Raw genomic sequence first — 19,801 nt, 5'->3', positions numbered from 1 at the left:
ATGTGCGCTATCCACATTGATAGCATTTACTTTAAAAGAAGCCATGAACGACGAAAATTCACAGAATACAGAAGGTCCGAGTAGAAAGTCCTTCTTAGGACGCCTTTCACAACTATTCCAAGGAGAACCTAAAGATCGCCAAGAGTTGGTTGATGTGTTTAGAGACTCTGAAGAAAATGAAGTTATCGACCATGACACTCGAGATATGCTCGAAGGTGTTATGGAAATAGCAGAAATGAGAGTAAGAGACATTATGTTACCTCGCTCTCAAATGGTTACGGTCGAGAAAACTCAAGACCTTGAATCACTGATAGCAACCATCATTGAAGCGTCTCACTCACGCTACCAGTGATCAGTGAAGATAAAGACCATGTTGAAGGTATACTCCTTGCGAAGGACTTACTAAGATACTTAGGCTCTGACTGTGAAGCCTTTGAAATAGAGCAAGTTATTAGACCTGCTGTTGTAGTTCCAGAAAGCAAACGTGTTGATAAGCTTTTAAAAGAGTTTAGAGAAGAGCGTTACCATATGGCCATCGTTGTCGATGAGTTCGGTGGTGTTTCTGGTCTAGTTACCATTGAAGATATCTTAGAAGAAATCGTTGGTGACATTGAAGATGAATTTGATGACGAAGAAGAAAAAGACATTCGTCAGTTAAGCAAACACACATTCTCTGTGAAAGCATTAACTGAAATCGAAGACTTTAATGAAGCGTTCTCGACCAACTTCAGCGACGAAGAAATTGATACTGTAGGTGGTCTTGTATTGACTGGATTTGGTCATTTACCAGAAAGTGGTGAGACGATTGAAATCTCAGGATTTACATTCAAAGTTACTGCTGCGGACAACCGTCGAATTATTCAACTTCAAGTGACGATTCCTGATAAAGAGTCTGAAAACAAAGATCCTGAAGAAGAATAACAAAATCAGCCACTGATATTTCAGTGGCTGAACTTTATCTAAATTATACAGACTAACTCTCTTTCGCTACTTACCACCTATTTGAGTTATAGCCGATGCCTTTACTTTCTCATTACTTTATTCGCCTTCTTGTTGCTTTACTCTCTGGCGCAAGTGCAACCCTTGCTTTCGCTCCCTACTCTTTATGGCCTTTTGCTTTTATTGCGCCTTTAATCCTTTTATTACTAATGCATAAGCAAACAACCAAAAAAGCCACTTGGTTAGGTTTTGTTTGGGGGGTAGGTTACTTTGGTGCAGGCGTGAGTTGGGTTCATGTCAGTATCGATAATTTTGGTGGTATGCCTGTTGCTGCCAGTCTATTTTTAATGATAGGACTGATCAGCTACCTTTCGTTATATCCAATGCTATTTGCATTTCTTTTACAGCGATTTTTTAGCAATCACAACATTACAAAGTACTTACTTGCCGCACCAGCTCTTTGGATTATCACCGATTGGCTTCGTGGTTGGGTATTTACTGGCTTTCCATGGTTATGGCTAGGTTACAGCCAAATTGATAGCCCACTGTCTGCTTGGGGACCTATTTTAGGTGTAGAAGGCATAACCGTAATGATCCTTCTGTCTGTCGGTACCATGGCATACAGCTTTATTGATAAGAAATGGGGATTACTGCTTATCCCTGCCGTTATTTTTGCAACCTCTTTTGCCATCAAACCTTTTGATTGGGTTACCCCTCAACCTGATAAAGCAACTAAAGTTGCGTTGATCCAAGGAAATGTGAACCAAGCAATAAAATGGCTCCCTAGTGAACGCTGGCCAACTATCATGAAGTACATGGATTTAACGCGTAAAAATTGGGATGCCGATGTCATTGTATGGCCAGAAGCTGCAATTCCAGCATTAGAAATCGAAATTCCTAGCTTTCTTCGCAATTTAGATAGCGCAGCAACGATGAATAACAGCACGGTCATCACTGGTATCGTGGGCCAAAGCCCTACAGGAAATTTCTACAACAATATCATTTCATTAGGTGTTAATGGCACCAATGGATACGATTATGGGCAACAACCTAGATACAGCAAACACCATTTACTTCCATTTGGTGAGTTTGTTCCTTTTGAAAACTTATTACGTCCAATAGCGCCAATATTTAATCTACCGATGTCATCATTTAGTCGCGGCGATTATATCCAACCAAATATGGAAGCCAGTGGGTCACATTTAGCGCCCGCATTATGCTATGAAATCGTTTATGGAGAACAAGTGAGAGAAAATATTACCTCTCAAACTGATTACATACTAACGCTTTCAAACGACGCTTGGTTTGGTACTTCTATTGGTCCATTGCAACATATGGAAATGCCCAAATGCGAGCTTTAGAAATAGGAAAACCTGTCATTCGCTCAACCAATAACGGAGTTACCGCAATTACAGACCATAAAGGGCAGATAACAAAACAAATCCCACAGTTCACTACTGCCGTATTACGTGGAGAGGTTATTCCTACTACAGGAACTACCCCTTACCGCTACTGGGGTTCGATTCCTTTATACTTATTAGTCGGTCTATTTCTGCTTGTTGCTTGGCGTAAACGAAAAGACAATATGTAATTTCATACGGTCTGTATTTCTTTTATTTTGATATACAGACCTTTAACCAATAGCCTTTTAAACTAAGGCTTTAAAGAAACTCTTGTAAATTCTTCATGTTGACAGTGAGTACACGGCTCTATGATTTGAGCGTGGTTAAATTGTTCTCGTGCCCACACTTTTCACACACTAGAATACCTAAACCGATCACCTCCCCTGTCTGATAAACCCCTTGATGCTCCAAATCATCAAAGACCTCTTTCCATTCAACTTGTGTTCTATCGGTTATTTCCAATAAGCCGTGCCAAATTGAATCGGCAATTAAGCGGTAAAAAGGCGAATCAGGAAATGTGTTTTTGCTCTCTTCATAACTTTGAGCAAACTCTTTAATATCACGTTTAACATACGTTGAAATAAGAGCAAGCTCATCTTTGGTCATATCAGAAGCGGCATCCACCACTTCTTCTGAAGACTTCGCCCAATGTTCAAACTCTTCAGGACTTCTTTCTAATACATTCATTACTCGTTCAAAGACGGCGTTATAACCCGTTTTTTGCTTAGACATAAGTCACCTCCAAGATTTCGCTAGATTTATATAGCGAAGAGTGAGTTAAAGGTTATCAGGTCGCTTGAGTATAAGCGCTCCATTAGTTATTCTATGCCGATCAAGTATTATCTGATCAAACCGATCTCACATTTTTTGTGATCCACTGACATAACTGGGTAAATCGATGCAAGAACAATATAATCCACAGGATCTTGAACAAAAGATCCAAAAACATTGGGACGACAACAAAACGTTTGTTGTAACTGAAGACGCAAACAAAGAAAAATTCTACTGTCTCTCAATGTTCCCATACCCAAGTGGTCGTCTACACATGGGTCACGTTCGTAACTACACTATCGGTGATGTGGTTTCTCGTTACCAACGTCTACAAGGTAAAAACGTAATGCAACCTATCGGTTGGGATGCGTTTGGTCTTCCTGCTGAAAATGCGGCTGTTAAAAATAAAACCGCTCCAGCACCTTGGACTTATGAAAATATCGAGTACATGAAGAACCAACTTAAGCTATTAGGCTTTGGTTACGACTGGAACCGTGAATTTGCAACATGTACTCCTGAGTACTACCGTTGGGAACAAGAGTTCTTCACAAAACTGTACAACAAAGGTCTAGTTTACAAGAAAACCTCTTCTGTAAACTGGTGTCCTAATGACCAAACGGTTCTGGCTAACGAACAAGTTGAAGATGGTTGTTGTTGGCGTTGTGATACCCCTGTTGAACAAAAGAAAATTCCACAGTGGTTCATTAAAATTACTGAATACGCACAAGAGCTTCTTGATGATCTAGATAACCTTGATGGTTGGCCTGAAATGGTTAAAACCATGCAACGTAACTGGATTGGCCGCTCTGAAGGTGTTGAACTTTCATTTGCTGTTAATGGCGAAACCTCTCCTTTAGAAGTATATACTACACGTCCTGATACGCTAATGGGCGTAACTTACGTTGGTATTGCAGCTGGTCACCCTCTTGCAGAGAAAGCATCTCAAAATAACCCTGAGTTAGCCGCTTTTGTTGAAGAGTGCCGCAACACTAAAGTTGCTGAAGCAGAATTAGCAACAATGGAAAAGAAAGGCATGGACACTGGTCTACGTGCTATTCACCCATTAAATGGTCGTGAAGTACCAGTATTTGTTGCTAACTTCGTATTAATGGATTACGGCACAGGTGCGGTAATGGCGGTTCCTGCTCACGATCAACGTGACTTTGAATTTGCAACTAAATACGGCCTAGATATTATCCCTGTAATCAAACCAGAAGATGGTTCTAATTTAGATGTATCTGAAGCAGCATACACTGAAAAAGGTGTTCTATTCGATTCAGGTGAATTCGACGGTCTTGCTTTCCAAGAAGCATTCGATGCTATCGCAGCGAAACTTGAAGCTGAAGGCAAAGGTAAGAAAACAGTAAACTTCCGTCTACGTGACTGGGGTGTATCTCGTCAACGTTACTGGGGTGCTCCAATCCCAATGGTAACAACTGAAGATGGTGAAGTTCACCCAGTACCTGCTGACCAATTACCAGTAATTCTTCCTGAAGACGTAGTAATGGATGGCGTTACTAGTCCAATTAAAGCAGACAAAGAGTGGGCTAAAACAACATTTAACGGCGAGCCAGCTCTACGTGAAACAGATACGTTCGATACCTTTATGGAATCATCTTGGTACTATGCACGTTACTGTTCACCACAAGCTGACGATATCCTAGATCCAGAAAAAGCAAACTACTGGTTACCAGTAGACCAATACATTGGTGGTATCGAGCACGCTTGTATGCACCTATTGTATTCTCGCTTCTTCCATAAGCTTCTACGTGATGCGGGTTATGTTACTTCTGACGAACCATTCAAGCAGCTTTTATGTCAAGGTATGGTACTTGCGGATGCATTCTACTACACCAACGACAAAGGCGGTAAAGAGTGGGTTGCTCCTACGGATGTAACTATCGAGCGTGATGGTAAAGGTCGTATCGAGAAAGCCGTTGATGACCAAGGTCGTGAAGTTGAACACTCAGGCATGATCAAAATGTCTAAGTCTAAAAACAACGGTATCGACCCACAAGAAATGGTAGACAAATACGGTGCTGATACCGTTCGTCTATTCATGATGTTTGCTTCACCAGCAGACATGACACTTGAATGGCAAGAGTCTGGCGTTGAGGGTGCAAACCGTTTCCTTAAACGTGTATGGAAACTGGTTCACGAGCACACAAACAAAGGCACAACTGAAGCGCTAGATACATCATCACTAACAGGTGTTCAAAAAGCACTTCGTCGTGACGTTCACAAAACAATCGCAAAAGTAAGTGATGATATTGGCCGTCGTCAAACATTCAATACAGCAATCGCTGCTATTATGGAATTGATGAACAAGCTAAACAAAGCACCTCAAGAATCAGCACAAGATCGTGCTCTTCTTGATGAAGCACTAAAAGCGGTTGTTGCTATGCTTTACCCAATGACACCACACGCAAGTTTTGCAATGTGGGAAGCACTAGGTGAATCAGATTTAGATTCTGCAACATGGCCAACATTCGATGAGAATGCACTAGTTGAAGATGAAAAAACAATCGTAGTAATGATCAACGGTAAACTTCGTGCAAAACTGGTTGTTGCAGCTGATGCAACAGAAGAGTATGTACGTGAACTGGGTCTAAAAGACGAAAACGCAATGAAGTTCCTAGATGGCTTAACGATTCGTAAAGTTATCTACGTACCTGGTAAGTTATTAAACATCGTTGCGAACTAAGAAACGATAAAAAAAGTAATTTGAACCATTTTTCTTATTACTTTTCTACTAAAGCATAAGCGGCTATCCGCTTGTGCTTATTTAACCATTTTGTCTTATGCAATCCATAAGAGAGCCGATAAAGTGATTAAATAAGCATTTTTATCACCACTTGAGGGAGTTACTCGGTGAAACGACTTTTATCTCTATTTTCTCTTCGAACGGTAATCGTTCTGACTCTTTCATTAATGACTTCAGCCTGTGGGTTTCACCTACGTGGCGATTATTTATTACCAGATGAAGTTCATGAAATATCATTAACAAGTTTTGACCAATACAGTTCACTAACTCGTGATGTTCAAAAGCAACTTCGCATGAATGGTATCCGTCAGGTGGCACCAACAACGGTGACTCCAAGTTTAGATTTAATCAGTGAAAATCTAAATGAGCGTACTTTATCACTTTATCAAAACAGCCGTGCGGCCGAAAAAGAACTTACTTACAATGTTCGCTATAGCGTTTTAATTCCGGGCCATGATTTAAAAACATATACAACAACGGTAAACCGTAATTATCTTGATAACCCACTAACAGCCTTAGCAAAATCGGTTGAACGAGATATGATCGAAGAAGAGATGCGAACTCAAGCAGCAGAGCAGATTTTACGCCAAATGGCGCGTTTAAAAGCAGATGATGCACCAGTGGAAACAAGCGATGTAATTACGCACGATGATGAAACTGAAAGTAAAGTGACAACGAAAGAAGTCATAAAATCAATGAGCACTACAGCTGAAACAACTCAATAATCATGCGTGTATTCCCTGAACAATTAGCTCAAAACTTAGAACGTGGGCTACGTCAATGCTATTTGCTGTTTGGTAATGAGCCTCTGTTAAAACAAGAAAGCCTTGATGCAATTCGCCAGGCGGCATTTGCTCAAGGTTTTGAAGAAAAGCACCAATTTACACTGGATAAGCAGTTAGATTGGAATAACGTATTTGATTGTACTCAAGCGTTAAGCCTTTTTTCATCTAGACAAATAATAGAGCTAACCATTCCTGATACTGGAATGACAACCGCACATACAAGCAAGCTAAAAGAACTCGTACCAACACTGCATGACGATATAATTTTATTGTTACAAGGCCCAAGAGTTAATAAAGCTCAAGAAAACACCCAGTGGTTTAAGGCGTTAACGCAGTTAGGTTTATTTATTCCATGTAATACACCTGACAATCAGCAGTTACCTCGTTTTATCCAACAACGTTGTAAAAAGTTAAAGCTAAAACCTGATGCAGAAGCGATTCAAATGCTTGCCCAATGGCACGAAGGCAATTTATTAGCACTTGCTCAAAGCCTAGATAAATTAGCCCTTTTATATCCTGATGGCTTACTAACGTTAATTCGAATAGAAGAAGCCTTAAATAGAAACAATCATTTTACGCCGTTTCAATTAGTCGACACGTTATTATCAGGTCAAGCCAAACGTGCACAACGCATTCTTCGTCAACTTGAAAGTGAAGGAACAGAAGTCATCATTCTTCTGCGCACATTGCAAAAAGAGCTACTGTTACTACAAACATTCCAATATTCGCTATCTCAAGGCGAAGCAATGTTTACTGTTTTTGATCGATATAAAGTATGGCAAAACCGCCGAGCACTATATCAAGCAGCTTTACAGCGCTTATCAATAACTCAAATAAAACAATTAATTCGCTTACTTGCACAGATCGAAATAGCGACAAAAACAGACTATGACAGTGATTGCTGGCCACAACTTAGCCAACTAACGCTAGATATGTGCAATATTCACATTTCGGTGACATCGAACGTCTCTCATTAAGCGGCGTTCACTGATATACTTCATTATAAATAACCCATTTCTAGGTGATGACTTTGCAAGATAAAGAACTCCATGATTTTCTATTCAACAACGTTGATGATATGAAAGCTGAAAACATAACAACTCTTGATGTTCGTGGTAAATCAAGCATTACCGATTTTATGATCGTATGTACAGGAACATCTAAGCGTCATGTAAGCTCTATTGCATCAAATGTATCAGACAAAGCAAAAGAAGCTGGCCTAATGCCTTATGGGATTGATGGTGAAGCAGAAGGCGAATGGGTTGTTGTCGATATGGGAAATGTTATGGTTCATATCCTACAAGAAGAACACCGTGAGTTATACCAACTAGAAAAACTGTGGAGCTAACTCCATGAAAATTCAGTTAATCGCTGTTGGAACTAAAATGCCTAAATGGGTTGAAGAAGGCTACAAAGAATACAGCCGACGCTTCCCTAAAGATATGCCTCTTGAACTCGTAGAAATCACAGCAGGAAAACGTGGTAAAAATGCCGACATAGCTCGAATCCTTCAAAAAGAAGGTGAAGCAATGCTTGCTGCTGTTCCTAAAGGCAACCGTATCGTAACCCTTGATATTCCTGGAAAACGCTGGGATACAGAGCAATTAGCAGAACAACTGGAAGCTTGGAAATTAGACGCTCGTGATGTATCTATTTTAATAGGTGGCCCTGAAGGTTTGGCTCCTTCATGTAAGGCAGCGGCCGATCAAAGCTGGTCTTTATCACCACTAACCCTCCCTCACCCTCTGGTTCGAGTTGTCATGGCTGAAAGCCTATATCGAGCATGGAGTATTACGGCAAATCATCCTTACCATAGAGAATAAGAGTTGATTAAGCGCAAACGCACACAGATCCGTGACTATCACGCTGAAACGAGATTATTTGCATCACGTGCAATTATCTCGTTTTCAGGGATCATTGTACTTATTGGTCTGCTTTTGACTAACTTGTACAACATTCAAATCAATGAATTTCAAGATTATAAAACACGCTCAAATGATAACCGTATTAAGATAGTCCCTATCGCACCAAACCGAGGATTAATCTTTGATAGAAACGGAAATCCATTAGCGGAAAATCGCCCTGTTTTTAATTTAGAAGTCACCCCTGACAAAGTGTCAGATCTTTCTCTCTTGTTTACAGAATTACAAACTATCTTACCAATAACACAAGATAATATTGATGACTTTCAGAAAGAACGTCGCCGAACTCGTCGTTTTAAATCCGTCCCTCTTCTTACCCAACTAACGCAAGAACAGGTAGCGATATTTTCTGTAAATCAGCATAAATTCCAAGGGTTGAAATAAAAGCCTACTTAAAGCGCTTTTATCCTTACGGAAAAACACTCACTCATGTACTTGGTTATGTAGCTAAAATTAACGATCGTGATTTGGCTCGTTTAGCACGTGAAGAAAAAGACGCAAATTATCAAGCAACTCGTGATATTGGTAAATTAGGTATTGAACGCTTTTATGAAGATATTCTTCATGGAACCGCAGGCTATCAAGAAGTTGAAGTTAATAGCCGAGGCCGAGTAATTCGAACGTTAAAATACGTACCACCAATCCCTGGTAAAGACATCGTATTAAACCTTGATATAAAACTTCAAAAGTTTGTTGAAAAACAACTGGATGGACGCAGAGGTTCTGCCATTGTACTTGACCCTAAAACCAGTGCAGTTTTAGCTATGGTTTCAAGCCCAAGCTATGATCCAAACTTATTTGTACATGGTATTTCAAGTAAAAATTACAGCGCTCTATTAAATGATCCTGATCGTCCATTAGTTAACAGAAGCACATTAGGTATCTATCCGCCAGCATCAACCGTAAAACCATTTATTGCTGTTGCAGCATTAAAAGAGAAAATTGTTACGACAGAAACAACTCGTGATGACCCGGGTTATTGGCGCATACCTAACTCTAAGACTAAACCATTTAGAGACTGGAAGCGCTGGGGTCACGGTACAGTTAACTTAAAACAATCTATTGAAGAGTCTGTTGATACCTTCTTCTATCAAATCGCCTATGATATGGGCATTGATAGGCTATCAACGTGGATGATGAAGTTTGGTTTTGGTGATTACACCGGTATTGATATTCGTGAAGAAAGCAAAGCGAATATGCCTACTCGAGAATGGAAAGTTGCTCGTTTTCGTACCCCATGGTACCAAGGGGATACTATCCCTGTAGGTATTGGTCAAGGCTATTGGACAGCAACGCCAATGCAGCTTGCAAAAGCAACTGCTGTATTAACCAACCATGGTAAGGTTCAAGCGCCACATTTATTAAAAGGCATTATTGAAAATAATAAAGAAGTGCCTTATGAACCAGAGCCTTACCCACCAATTGAAGGGGTAAAAGACAGTTACTGGCAATTAGCTATTGATGGCATGATTCTAGTAAATAATGGACGTAAAGGTACAGCAAGAAGAGCTTTTGCAGGCACGCCTTATGTGAGTGCTGGTAAATCAGGTACATCGCAAGTATTCGGTCTAAAAGAAGATGAAGAATATAATGCTGATGAAATTGCAGAGCATTTGCGTGACCACGCTTTATTTACCGGTTTTGCACCAGCAAAAGATCCAAAAGTTATTATTTCTCTTGTATTAGAGAATGGTGGTGGTGGCTCTAGCCAAGGTGGTCCAATAGCTCGTCACGTCTTCGATTATGTATTACTACCGAAAACGGAAGAGGCAGCTAAGAAGTAATGAGAGTTGATATTGCATCAGGAAAGAATCGCGACTTTTTTCATCGTATCCATTTAGATTTACCACTATTGCTAGGCATTTTATTATTGATGGCATGTGCCTTAGTTATTATGTATAGCGCTAGTGGTCAAAGCTTATTGATGATGGATAAGCAAGCAATGAGAATGTTGCTTTCTTTGGGTGTCATGTTCTTTCTTGCACAAATATCACCAAGAGCCTACGAAGCCGCAGCTCCCTATGTTTTCACTATAGGAATTTTCCTATTATTAGGGGTTCTCCTTTTTGGAGAGGCGTCAAAAGGCGCTCAACGATGGTTGAACTTCGGCTTTGTTCGATTTCAACCATCAGAACTTATCAAATTAGCCGTACCATTAATGGTGGCTCGTTATATCGGCAATAAACCATTACCGCCAACCGTTAGAACTCTATTTTTTGCTCTATTAATGGTCTTTGTTCCGACCATTATGATTGCTAAACAACCAGATCTAGGCACTTCTATACTGATTGCAGCATCGGGTATCTTCGTTATTTTTCTAGCAGGTATCAGTTGGAAAATAATCACAGCAGCAGCAGTTGCCGTTGGCGCTTTTATCCCTATTTTATGGTTCTTCTTGATGCGACCTTATCAAAAAGTTCGTGTTCAAACATTATTTAACCCTGAATCCGATCCACTTGGTGCTGGTTATCATATTATTCAATCCAAGATAGCTATTGGTTCTGGCGGCCTATTAGGAAAAGGATGGTTACACGGAACCCAATCTCAACTCGAATTCATACCAGAGCGACATACCGATTTCATTTTTGCAGTGATTGCTGAAGAATGGGGACTTATTGGTGTTATCGCTTTGCTTACACTTTACCTATTTATTATTGGTCGTGGTTTATTCTTAGCAAGCCAAGCACAAACTGCATTTGGACGAATGATGGGAGGAAGTATTGTACTAAGCTTCTTTGTTTATATTTTTGTAAACATTGGCATGGTAAGTGGTATTCTTCCAGTTGTTGGTGTCCCTCTTCCATTAGTTAGTTACGGCGGAACATCCATGGTTACCCTAATGGCAGGTTTTGGTATTCTAATGTCAATCCACACTCATAGAAAAATTCACTCAAAGGCAAATTAATGCGCATACTTCTACTTGTCGTATCTCTTATATTAGCAGGTTGTGCTTCTGAGCCACCAAAAAACTCTAGTGATGAACCAAATGCTGGTCGTTATCAAATAGATAATGATATTGCACCTGATATGCCAATTTCAGTTGAACATATCGAAGATGCTCACCCTCGCTATGAGCCAAAAAGTTTGTATGGCAATAAAGATTACACCTTATTAGGCAAAGATTACCCGATAGTGAAAGAACCCAAAGGGTTTACTCAAGAAGGAATAAGTTCTTGGTATGGTAAAAAATTTCACGGCCATAAAACATCAAATGGCGAAGTGTATGATATGTATTCAATGAGTGCTGCTCATAAAACACTGCCACTTCCAAGTTATGTAAAAGTAACTAACAAAGACAATGGAAAAACAGCCATTGTTCGAGTCAATGACCGTGGACCTTTTCATGAAGGTCGAATCATAGACTTAAGTTTTGCAGCTGCCGCCAAACTTGATGTATTAAAAACCGGTACAGCAAATGTTAAAATTGAATATATTTCTGTAGCTAAACCGACTAACCCACAAGAATGGCACGCAATAGATCCGAATCAATATCATATCCAAATGGTCGCCGTTAAAAATGAGCAAAGTGCGGATAAAATAGCAAAGAAACTAGAAGCTCAATTTAATGCTCCAACAAACATTATAAAATCAGGCAATGTTTACCGTGTTCGTTTAGGGCCTTTTATTGATAGAGACAGAGCAGATAAAACATTGATCGAAGCAAAAAATGGACAATATACTTCAGCGTTTATCATCCAAGAATTGAAGAAATAATGATTTCAAAGATTACAATATCAACAGAAATGTCAATCTTTAGTAAATATTGTAAGTAAATATCCAGCATCTCTTATTGATGTAAATATTAATGAACTAATGCAGAATCTTATTGTCTTTAGATAACAACAAGATAGGGATGTCTCATAAAAAGAGCAGATGAATTTTTATTATCTTTCTTTTCATATAAAATCAGTTATTTAATTACACATCTGGTTATGATATTCAAATCTGCTATTATGTACGCAGTTTCACTACCTCACAGTGCAAAGTTATTATTATGAAAAATTCAGCGAAACAGTTAAAACGACTTATCTTATCGAGCTTTATTTTAGGCTCTACCGTTGCTGTAGCAGCACCTGCGGTTATTCCAAATGCACCGCAAATCGCAGCTAAAGGCTACGTATTAATGGACTATCATTCAGGCAAAGTATTGGCTGAAAAAGATATGAACGTTCGTATGAACCCTGCAAGCTTAACTAAAATGATGACAAGTTATGTTATCGGTCAAGAAATTGAAAGTGGCAACATTTCAATGGATGACGATGTAGTTATCAGCAAAAATGCTTGGGCTAAAAACTTCCCTGGTTCATCAAAAATGTTCATTGAAGTGGGTAGTACTGTAAAAGTTCGTGAACTTAATAAAGGTATTATCATTCAATCAGGTAACGATGCTTGTGTTGCTATGGCTGAACACGTAGCCGGCTCTGAAGATGCATTCGTTGACCTAATGAACGCGTGGGCAAAAACATTAAATCTGAAAAACACACACTTTGCTAACGTTCATGGTCTTGATCGTGATGACCTATACTCAACGCCTTATGATATGGCATTGATTGGTCAAGCATTAATCCGAGATGTACCTGAAGAATATCGCGTATATTCTGAAAAATCATTCACTTACAACGGTATCACTCAATACAACCGAAATGGTCTATTGTGGGATAAAAGCATGAACGTTGATGGCATTAAAACAGGCCATACAAACGGTGCTGGTTTTAACCTAGTAAGTTCAGCAACTGAAGGAAAAATGCGTTTAGTTGCCGTTGTTATGGGAACTAAATCTGGTAATGCGCGTAAAGCTGAAAGTAAAAAGTTACTGAATTACGGTTTCCGTTTCTTTGAAACTGTTTCTCCACATAAAGCTAATGAAACATTCGTAACTGAAAAAGTATGGATGGGTAGCACTGACGAAGTTGCTTTAGGTGTTGCAGAAGACACGTATGTTACTTTACCACGTGGCCAAGCTAAGAAAATGACAGCAAGCTTTGTATTAGAAAAAACGCTTGAAGCACCTATCTACAAAGGTGATGTTGTTGGTAAGCTTTACTACCAAATCGATGGTGAAGACATTGCTGAATACCCACTATTAGCTCTAAATGATGTTGAAGAAGGTGGCATCTTTAGCCGTCTTATCGATTACATTGTTCTAATGTTTAAAGGCTGGTTAAGCTAATATTCAGCTAAACTTAAAACACATAAAAGGCAGCTTCGGTTGCCTTTTTTAATTTACTGGATTAACACTTGTTATCTGACCTAGGTCACAGTAATATTCTCAACATATATTATCCACTCTCGATTGGAGACGGTTATGCAAGAGCAACCAAAGCTAAAAGATCTTCTAGAATTCCCATGTAAATTTACTTACAAAGCCGTTGGCCTTGCTCATGAAGAGCTACCTGAGCTTGTTCTTGAAGTAATCCAACGTCATGCTCCTGGCGATTACACACCAGCAGTAAAGCCAAGTGGCAAAGGTAACTACCACTCAGTATCTGTAAGCATTACAGCAACCTCTATTGAGCAAGTAGAAACGCTTTATAAAGAACTAGCGGAAATCGAAATCGTTCGTATGGTTCTGTAATAAAATGATAGGCAATATTAGTTGATAATATTGCCTACCTTTTTGATCTTTTGATATACCCCTACATTTCTTATCTATTCCTTCCCTTCTATCCTTGCTATCATTAGGCAAATTTTCAACCTAGTGTGATCTAATTGAACAAACGTCTAGTGGTTAAAAATCTTGGTCGACAAGATTACGAACCGGTATGGAAAGCAATGCATACTTTTACCGATGAACGTGGTGAAAATACATGTGATGAAGTATGGCTAGTGGAACATAACCCTGTATTTACACAAGGACAAGCAGGCAAAGAAGAACACGTTCTTGCTGCTGGTGATATCCCTATAGTAAAAAGCGATAGAGGTGGACAAGTGACTTATCACGGTCCGGGTCAATTAGTTGCTTATGTATTAATTAATTTGCGACGTAAGAACATTGGTGTACGTGAATTAGTAACGCATATTGAAAATACCGTAATCAATACATTACGTCATTTTAATGTTGAGTCAGCTGCACGTCCTGATGCTCCGGGAGTGTATGTTGATAACAAAAAAATCTGCTCATTAGGATTACGCATCCGTAAAGGATGTTCATTTCATGGATTAGCACTTAACATTAATATGGATTTATCTCCTTTCCTACGTATAAACCCTTGTGGTTATGCTGGTATGGAAATGATCCAACTTCATGACTTAGTTAAAGATAACATGACAGTAGAGAATAAAGCAGAACACGTCGAAGATGTTCATCCTTTACTGATTAAAGAATTAACAACACTACTTGATTACACTGATATTGAGTATTTAACGGAAAGCAGCAATCATGAGTAAGCCAATCCAAATGGAAAAAGGTGTAAAATACCGCGATGCCGATAAAATGGCACTAATTCCAGTTAAAAACATGCCTACAGAGCAAAAAGAAGTACTACGCAAGCCTGAATGGATGAAAATCAAACTTCCTGCTAGCAGTAAACGTATCGACGATATCAAGTCAGCAATGCGTAAGAATAACCTTCACTCGGTATGTGAAGAAGCATCTTGCCCTAACCTAGCTGAATGTTTTAACCACGGTACTGCAACCTTCATGATCTTAGGTGCTATCTGTACCCGCCGTTGTCCTTTCTGTGATGTTGCCCATGGCCGTCCTGTTGCACCAGAAGCAGAAGAACCAAAAAAATTGGCTAAAACAATTCAAGATATGAAATTGAAGTATGTTGTAATTACTTCGGTTGACCGTGATGATTTACGTGATGGTGGTGCTCAGCATTTTGCAGATTGTAACCGTGAAATCCGTGCATTAAATCCTGAAATCCGCATTGAAACATTGGTTCCAGATTTCCGTGGCCGTATGGATCGTGCTCTTGAAGCGATGATCGATAACCCGCCAGATGTATTTAACCATAACCTAGAAACCGCACCTCGTCTTTACCGTAAAGTACGCCCAGGAGCGAATTACCAATGGTCTTTAGATCTACTTAAAAAGTTCAAAGAACAGCACCCGAACGTTCCAACTAAATCGGGCCTAATGATGGGCTTAGGTGAAACAAAAGAAGAGATTGTTGAAGTATTAAAAGACTTACGAGCTCATGGTGTAACCATGCTTACTCTGGGTCAATACTTAGCACCAAGTCGTCACCACTTACCAGTAGAACGCTACGTTCCACCTACTGAGTTTGATGAATTAAAAGAAATCGCATTAGAGCTTGGATTCACTCACGCTGCATGTGGTCCTTTTGTTCGCTCTTCTTACCATGCCGATCTTCAAGCTAAAGGCGAAGAAGTTAAGTAAGGTCTAGGGTCTGAATAATAAAAAAGGTTGACGTTTTGGCGTCAACCTTTTTTGTTTATAGGTACTTTAGAGTATTGAATTAAGAACGGATTAGATAATCCGCTTTACCAACCCATTTGTAGCTTGTTAACTCTTCTAAGCCCATTGGACCACGCGCGTGAAGTTTCTGAGTAGATACCGCCACTTCAGCACCCAAACCAAATTGAGCCCCATCAGTAAAACGAGTTGATGCATTAACGTATACTGCAGCAGATCCAGCCGTGTTAATAAATTTCTCAGCTGATTCAATATTATTCGTTAAAATAGTATCTGAGTGACTCGCGTTATGCTTTTGCATATGTGCAGCAGCTTCATTCACATCTGCCACTACTTTCACACCTAATGTGTAACTTAGCCATTCGGTATCAAAATCGCCCTCTTGCGCTTCACGTAATGATACGCCTTCAAACTCTTTTAATAGTCCGTAAGCTTTAGGCTCTGCAACTAACTCAACACGGCCTGCCATGTTATCGGCAAGTAGTGCTAAAAACTGTGGTGCGACCGCTTCATGAACCAATAAAGTATCTAGCGCATTACATGCAGATGGGCGCTGTGCTTTCGAGTTATCAACAACAACTAATGCTCTTTCTAGGTCAGCGCTTTCATCAACAAACGCATGACTAATACCAAAGCCACCAATGATCACAGGAATAGAGCTGTTTTCTTTACACATTTTATGTAAACCAGCACCACCACGTGGAATGATCATATCTACATAATCATCCATAGTCAGAAGTTGAGACACTAATTCACGATCTGGCTTTTCGATATATTGAACAGACGCTGCTGGTAATCCTGCTTTTTCCAAAGCAACTTGAATAACTTTTACCAACTCCATATTAGAGAAAAACGTCTCTTTCCCACCACGTAAAATGCTTGCGTTTCCTGTTTTTAGACACAAAGAAGCAATATCAATGGTTACATTTGGTCGAGCTTCATAAATCACACCGATAACCCCAATAGGTACACGGCGGCGTGATAATGACATACCGTTTTCAAGTACTTTACTGTCAATCTCACTACCTACAGGATCGTTCAGATTAATAACATTACGTACATCATTAGCAATACCAACCAAACGCTCTTCAGTTAGTAATAAGCGATCTTGCATCGCTTCAGAAATGCCTGCTTCTACTGCGGCTTTAATATCTTTTTCATTGGCTGCTAATATCGCATCTTTATTTGCTTCTAATTCATCAGCAATAATAGCAAGCGCTTTATTCTTTTGTGCTGTTGGAGCTACAGCTAAGTCAAATGCAGCGGCTTTAGCTGCTTGACCCATAGTTGTTAAATTCACAATATATCCTTTTACTAAATCAGTACTAAATCATCACGATGGATAGCTACAGGGCCATATTCGTAGCCTAATACTGCGTAAATATCCTGACTGTGTTTTCCTAAAATCTTAGATAAGTCATCACTTGAATAACGTGAAATACCACGAGCGATCAATTCACCTTTTGTATTCACAATTTTCGCTACGCCACCACGAACGAAATGGCCTGATACTTCAGTGATACCTTTACTTAATAAACTGCTGCCTTTTTGTTGAACCGCATTAACTGCACCTTCATCAATAACAATGCTACCTTTTGATGGAGGTCCAGCTAAGATCCAACGTTTACGGCTCTCTAAAGCACACTCAACAGGTAAGAACTTCGTACCTTGAGGTTTAGAGTTAACCACATCGGTAATTACATTCTCAGCACTACCAGCAGCAATAATTACTTCGATACCCGCTCGGCGCGCCACATCAGCAGCTTGCAACTTCGTCGCCATACCACCGGTACCAAGTGTTGTACCACTTCCGCCAGCTATCTTGCGTAGTGTTTCATCGATAGTATGAACTTCTTTGATCAATTCTGCTTTTGGATCTTTACGTGGATCAGCGGTAAATAGACCCGATTGATCTGTTAACAATAATAATTTATCTGCGCCCGCTAAAATACCGACTAATGCAGAAAGGTTATCGTTATCACCGACTTTAATTTCATTGGTTGCTACCGCATCATTTTCATTAACGATAGGAACAATATTATTTTTTAATAGCGCCTGAAGCATATCTCGTGCATTTAAATAACGCTCACGGTCATCCAAATCAGCTCGAGTTAATAGCATTTGACCTACGTCAACACCATAAATACCAAACAAACTTTGCCACGCTTGAATTAAGCAACTTTGACCAACAGCAGCTAATAACTGCTTGTTAGCCATGGTTTTGGGTAGTTCGGGGTAGTTAAGATGCTCACGGCCAGCAGCAATTGCGCCAGACGTAACAACAATAACTTGATGGCCAGCTTTTTTTAGCTGAACACATTGGCGAACTAGCTCAACCATATGTGCTCTATCTAATTTTAATGTGCCACCGGTGAGTACACTTGTACCAAGTTTAACGACTATGGTTTGAGATTGTGTATTCAATTCCCTACTACCTATTTTACTTAAATAAATGATGTAAATTTTACGACGATAATCATCGTAACGTTGTTGGTAAAACTGACACTACTTTTAGCAAGCAAATCAGAACAGTACAAGCTTAAAATAGCATTTAATAACATTTCACTTTAATTCTATTAATAAATAGAGAAACTATTGCTTCATTTCCTCTTTGATCCATTCAATCATCTGCTTTAGTGCTTCTTCATAGCCACTATGTAATGTCTTACTATTTAGCTCAACACCTTTGCCATATTTGCTAAAGAGCGCCGCTAATTTATTATCTGACTTAGGTGAAACAGGATCATCCTTCAGACCAATAGCTAAAACGGAAACTGATGTTTTTCTCCCACCAGACAAAAAACCTTGATTTTTTAGCGACCATGCTTGCATTTGACTTGTAAGGCTATTTATATCAACAACTTGCTTAGCCAACCTTGAAGCTAACACGTCAAGATACATTTTAGGCATGGTTTTTAATCTTGCTGAATTAGTCAGAATTTGATGCACAGGAGCGCCCAATGCAACACATGCTTTTAATCGACTTGGCTCTAAAAAAGAAAGACGCAATGCGACATTACCGCCAAATCGAAACCCCATAACAGCAGCATGAAAACGATCTACCCACGGAATATTCGGAAGATAATTCAATACAGCTTGATGCAAACAACTTGAATCTTCACTTAATGGCCAGTGAGAACTATGACCTATTGATGGCATATCTAATGTCAACATCGCCATATTATTAGGGGCAAGAAAGTCACGATACAAACGCCACATGTCCGTTTGTAGTGAATCCATGCCACCACTCACTATAACGACAGGCAATGGTTTTTCTGTATTTGGTAAATGCAAATAGCAGGTTATTTTTCTTCCCTGATACGGCACAAGTATTTTTTCAACACGATGAGAAGTTTGTTTTGCTGCCATATCATAGGCTTGACTAGCTAACACTTGTGATTGAATTGCTAAATTATCTCCCTTTATATGAGGATAACCTGCCACACTAAAATACAAACTTGCTTTAAAATACGCTTCAGCAGCCTCATCACCATCCAGTTCCGAAGCCGTTTTTTGATGTTCCATTCCCGCATGGATCCATTCATAGGCCCAGTTTCCAGAATGATAACCGCTTACGGTATCTAACCATTCATCACGAGAACGATGCTTTTGACTATTTGCAATACGAGCCAATATGGATTCAAGCTCTATTGCATCTACGCCTTGCCATATCCATTGTGGTCGGCGTAATTCACGATACCAAGTACGCCCACTTTGTTCCAATTGCTCCAAACTACTCGGAAGATAAGGAACCAAGCCTGACGTCTCTAATGCTTGCTTATGATTTTTAAACAATTTAACTGAAAGGTTTTCACTCTCTGGTTGAGGCATATCTA

General features: G+C 39.6%; 14 protein-coding genes and 4 pseudogenes. 14 read left to right on the top strand and 4 right to left on the bottom strand.

What is annotated here, in order from left to right; genetic code table 11:
• Positions 1 to 43 precede the first annotated feature (43 nt).
• Together corC and lnt are read left to right on the top strand one after the other, a co-directional pair.
• Positions 44 to 921 (top strand): annotated as a pseudogene (gene corC, locus AAFX60_004000) (CNNM family magnesium/cobalt transport protein CorC).
• A 95-nt stretch (positions 922 to 1,016) separates the two neighbouring features.
• Positions 1,017 to 2,530, top strand: a pseudogene (gene lnt / locus AAFX60_003995) (apolipoprotein N-acyltransferase).
• A 62-nt stretch (positions 2,531 to 2,592) separates the two neighbouring features.
• On the opposite strand, the pseudogene AAFX60_003990 reads toward lnt, so the two are convergent.
• Positions 2,593 to 3,074: pseudogene (locus AAFX60_003990) on the bottom strand (zinc ribbon-containing protein).
• A 166-nt stretch (positions 3,075 to 3,240) separates the two neighbouring features.
• On the opposite strand from AAFX60_003990, the gene leuS reads away from it, so the two are divergent.
• The 12 genes and pseudogenes from leuS (at position 3,241) to lipA (ending at position 15,929) form a co-directional block, all read left to right on the top strand.
• Positions 3,241 to 5,817 carry a leucine--tRNA ligase gene (gene leuS, locus AAFX60_003985; GenBank protein XDF78351.1) on the top strand — a complete coding sequence of 859 codons (2,577 nt, stop codon included), beginning with the start codon at positions 3,241 to 3,243 and terminating at the stop codon, positions 5,815 to 5,817.
• 227 nt (positions 5,818 to 6,044) lie between these two features.
• Entirely contained in the window at positions 6,045 to 6,602 is a 558-nt protein-coding gene (gene lptE, locus AAFX60_003980) for an LPS assembly lipoprotein LptE (protein XDF78880.1), read from the top strand.
• A 2-nt stretch (positions 6,603 to 6,604) separates the two neighbouring features.
• Complete coding sequence (gene holA, locus AAFX60_003975; protein XDF78350.1) at positions 6,605 to 7,639, top strand: DNA polymerase III subunit delta; 1,035 nt, start codon at positions 6,605 to 6,607, stop codon at positions 7,637 to 7,639.
• A gap of 53 nt (positions 7,640 to 7,692) precedes the next feature.
• Entirely contained in the window at positions 7,693 to 8,010 is a 318-nt protein-coding gene (gene rsfS, locus AAFX60_003970) for a ribosome silencing factor (GenBank protein ID XDF78349.1), read from the top strand.
• 4 nt (positions 8,011 to 8,014) lie between these two features.
• Positions 8,015 to 8,485 (top strand): 23S rRNA (pseudouridine(1915)-N(3))-methyltransferase RlmH, encoded by a 471-nt coding sequence (gene rlmH / locus AAFX60_003965; protein XDF78348.1) that lies wholly within the window; start codon positions 8,015 to 8,017, stop codon positions 8,483 to 8,485.
• A 3-nt stretch (positions 8,486 to 8,488) separates the two neighbouring features.
• Positions 8,489 to 10,368: pseudogene (gene mrdA / locus AAFX60_003960) on the top strand (penicillin-binding protein 2).
• Complete coding sequence (gene rodA, locus AAFX60_003955; GenBank protein XDF78347.1) at positions 10,368 to 11,489, top strand: rod shape-determining protein RodA; 1,122 nt, start codon at positions 10,368 to 10,370, stop codon at positions 11,487 to 11,489. The pseudogene mrdA and the gene rodA overlap by 1 nt, the downstream one beginning before the upstream one ends.
• Positions 11,489 to 12,298, top strand: a complete 810-nt coding sequence (locus AAFX60_003950) for a septal ring lytic transglycosylase RlpA family protein (protein ID XDF78346.1) — start codon at positions 11,489 to 11,491, stop codon at positions 12,296 to 12,298. The genes rodA and AAFX60_003950 overlap by 1 nt, the downstream gene beginning before the upstream one ends.
• 280 nt (positions 12,299 to 12,578) lie before the next feature.
• A complete protein-coding gene (locus tag AAFX60_003945) occupies positions 12,579 to 13,754 on the top strand; it encodes a serine hydrolase (protein XDF78345.1) in 1,176 nt (391 codons plus the stop codon).
• A gap of 135 nt (positions 13,755 to 13,889) precedes the next feature.
• A complete protein-coding gene (gene ybeD / locus AAFX60_003940; GenBank protein ID XDF78344.1) occupies positions 13,890 to 14,159 on the top strand; it encodes a DUF493 family protein YbeD in 270 nt (89 codons plus the stop codon).
• A gap of 134 nt (positions 14,160 to 14,293) precedes the next feature.
• Positions 14,294 to 14,971 carry a lipoyl(octanoyl) transferase LipB gene (gene lipB / locus AAFX60_003935; GenBank protein ID XDF78343.1) on the top strand — a complete coding sequence of 226 codons (678 nt, stop codon included), beginning with the start codon at positions 14,294 to 14,296 and terminating at the stop codon, positions 14,969 to 14,971.
• Positions 14,964 to 15,929: a lipoyl synthase gene (lipA, locus tag AAFX60_003930; GenBank protein XDF78342.1), complete on the top strand. Its 966-nt coding sequence runs from the start codon at positions 14,964 to 14,966 to the stop codon at positions 15,927 to 15,929. Before lipB ends, lipA begins: the two co-directional genes overlap by 8 nt.
• Positions 15,930 to 16,008: 79 nt before the next feature.
• On the opposite strand, the gene AAFX60_003925 is transcribed toward lipA, so the two are convergent.
• The 3 genes from AAFX60_003925 to frsA form a co-directional block, all read right to left on the bottom strand.
• The gene (locus tag AAFX60_003925; GenBank protein ID XDF78341.1) at positions 16,009 to 17,265 is read right to left on the bottom strand and encodes a glutamate-5-semialdehyde dehydrogenase; all 1,257 of its coding nucleotides are present in this window, start codon (positions 17,263 to 17,265) and stop codon (positions 16,009 to 16,011) included.
• A gap of 14 nt (positions 17,266 to 17,279) precedes the next feature.
• The gene (proB, locus tag AAFX60_003920) at positions 17,280 to 18,389 is read right to left on the bottom strand and encodes a glutamate 5-kinase (GenBank protein XDF78340.1); all 1,110 of its coding nucleotides are present in this window, start codon (positions 18,387 to 18,389) and stop codon (positions 17,280 to 17,282) included.
• A gap of 168 nt (positions 18,390 to 18,557) precedes the next feature.
• Entirely contained in the window at positions 18,558 to 19,796 is a 1,239-nt protein-coding gene (gene frsA, locus AAFX60_003915; protein XDF78339.1) for an esterase FrsA, read from the bottom strand.
• Positions 19,797 to 19,801 lie beyond the last annotated feature (5 nt).

The sequence above is a fragment of the Aliivibrio fischeri genome, assembly GCA_038993745.2.
Classification (GTDB): domain Bacteria; phylum Pseudomonadota; class Gammaproteobacteria; order Enterobacterales; family Vibrionaceae; genus Aliivibrio; species Aliivibrio fischeri_B.
This window is presented reverse-complemented; position numbering and strand designations above follow the sequence as displayed.

What these genes read in the sequence shown, in the direction of transcription:
- leuS (XDF78351.1), top strand. Translation starts at nt 3,241, where the DNA reads ATGCAAGAACAATATAATCCACAGGATCTTGAACAAAAGATCCAAAAA.
- lptE (XDF78880.1), top strand. Translation starts at nt 6,045, where the DNA reads ATGACTTCAGCCTGTGGGTTTCACCTACGTGGCGATTATTTATTACCA.
- holA (XDF78350.1), top strand. Translation starts at nt 6,605, where the DNA reads ATGCGTGTATTCCCTGAACAATTAGCTCAAAACTTAGAACGTGGGCTA.
- rlmH (XDF78348.1), top strand. Translation starts at nt 8,015, where the DNA reads ATGAAAATTCAGTTAATCGCTGTTGGAACTAAAATGCCTAAATGGGTT.
- rodA (XDF78347.1), top strand. Translation starts at nt 10,368, where the DNA reads ATGAGAGTTGATATTGCATCAGGAAAGAATCGCGACTTTTTTCATCGT.
- AAFX60_003950 (XDF78346.1), top strand. Translation starts at nt 11,489, where the DNA reads ATGCGCATACTTCTACTTGTCGTATCTCTTATATTAGCAGGTTGTGCT.
- AAFX60_003945 (XDF78345.1), top strand. Translation starts at nt 12,579, where the DNA reads ATGAAAAATTCAGCGAAACAGTTAAAACGACTTATCTTATCGAGCTTT.
- ybeD (XDF78344.1), top strand. Translation starts at nt 13,890, where the DNA reads ATGCAAGAGCAACCAAAGCTAAAAGATCTTCTAGAATTCCCATGTAAA.
- lipA (XDF78342.1), top strand. Translation starts at nt 14,964, where the DNA reads ATGAGTAAGCCAATCCAAATGGAAAAAGGTGTAAAATACCGCGATGCC.
- frsA (XDF78339.1), bottom strand. Translation starts at nt 19,796, where the DNA reads ATGCCTCAACCAGAGAGTGAAAACCTTTCAGTTAAATTGTTTAAAAAT.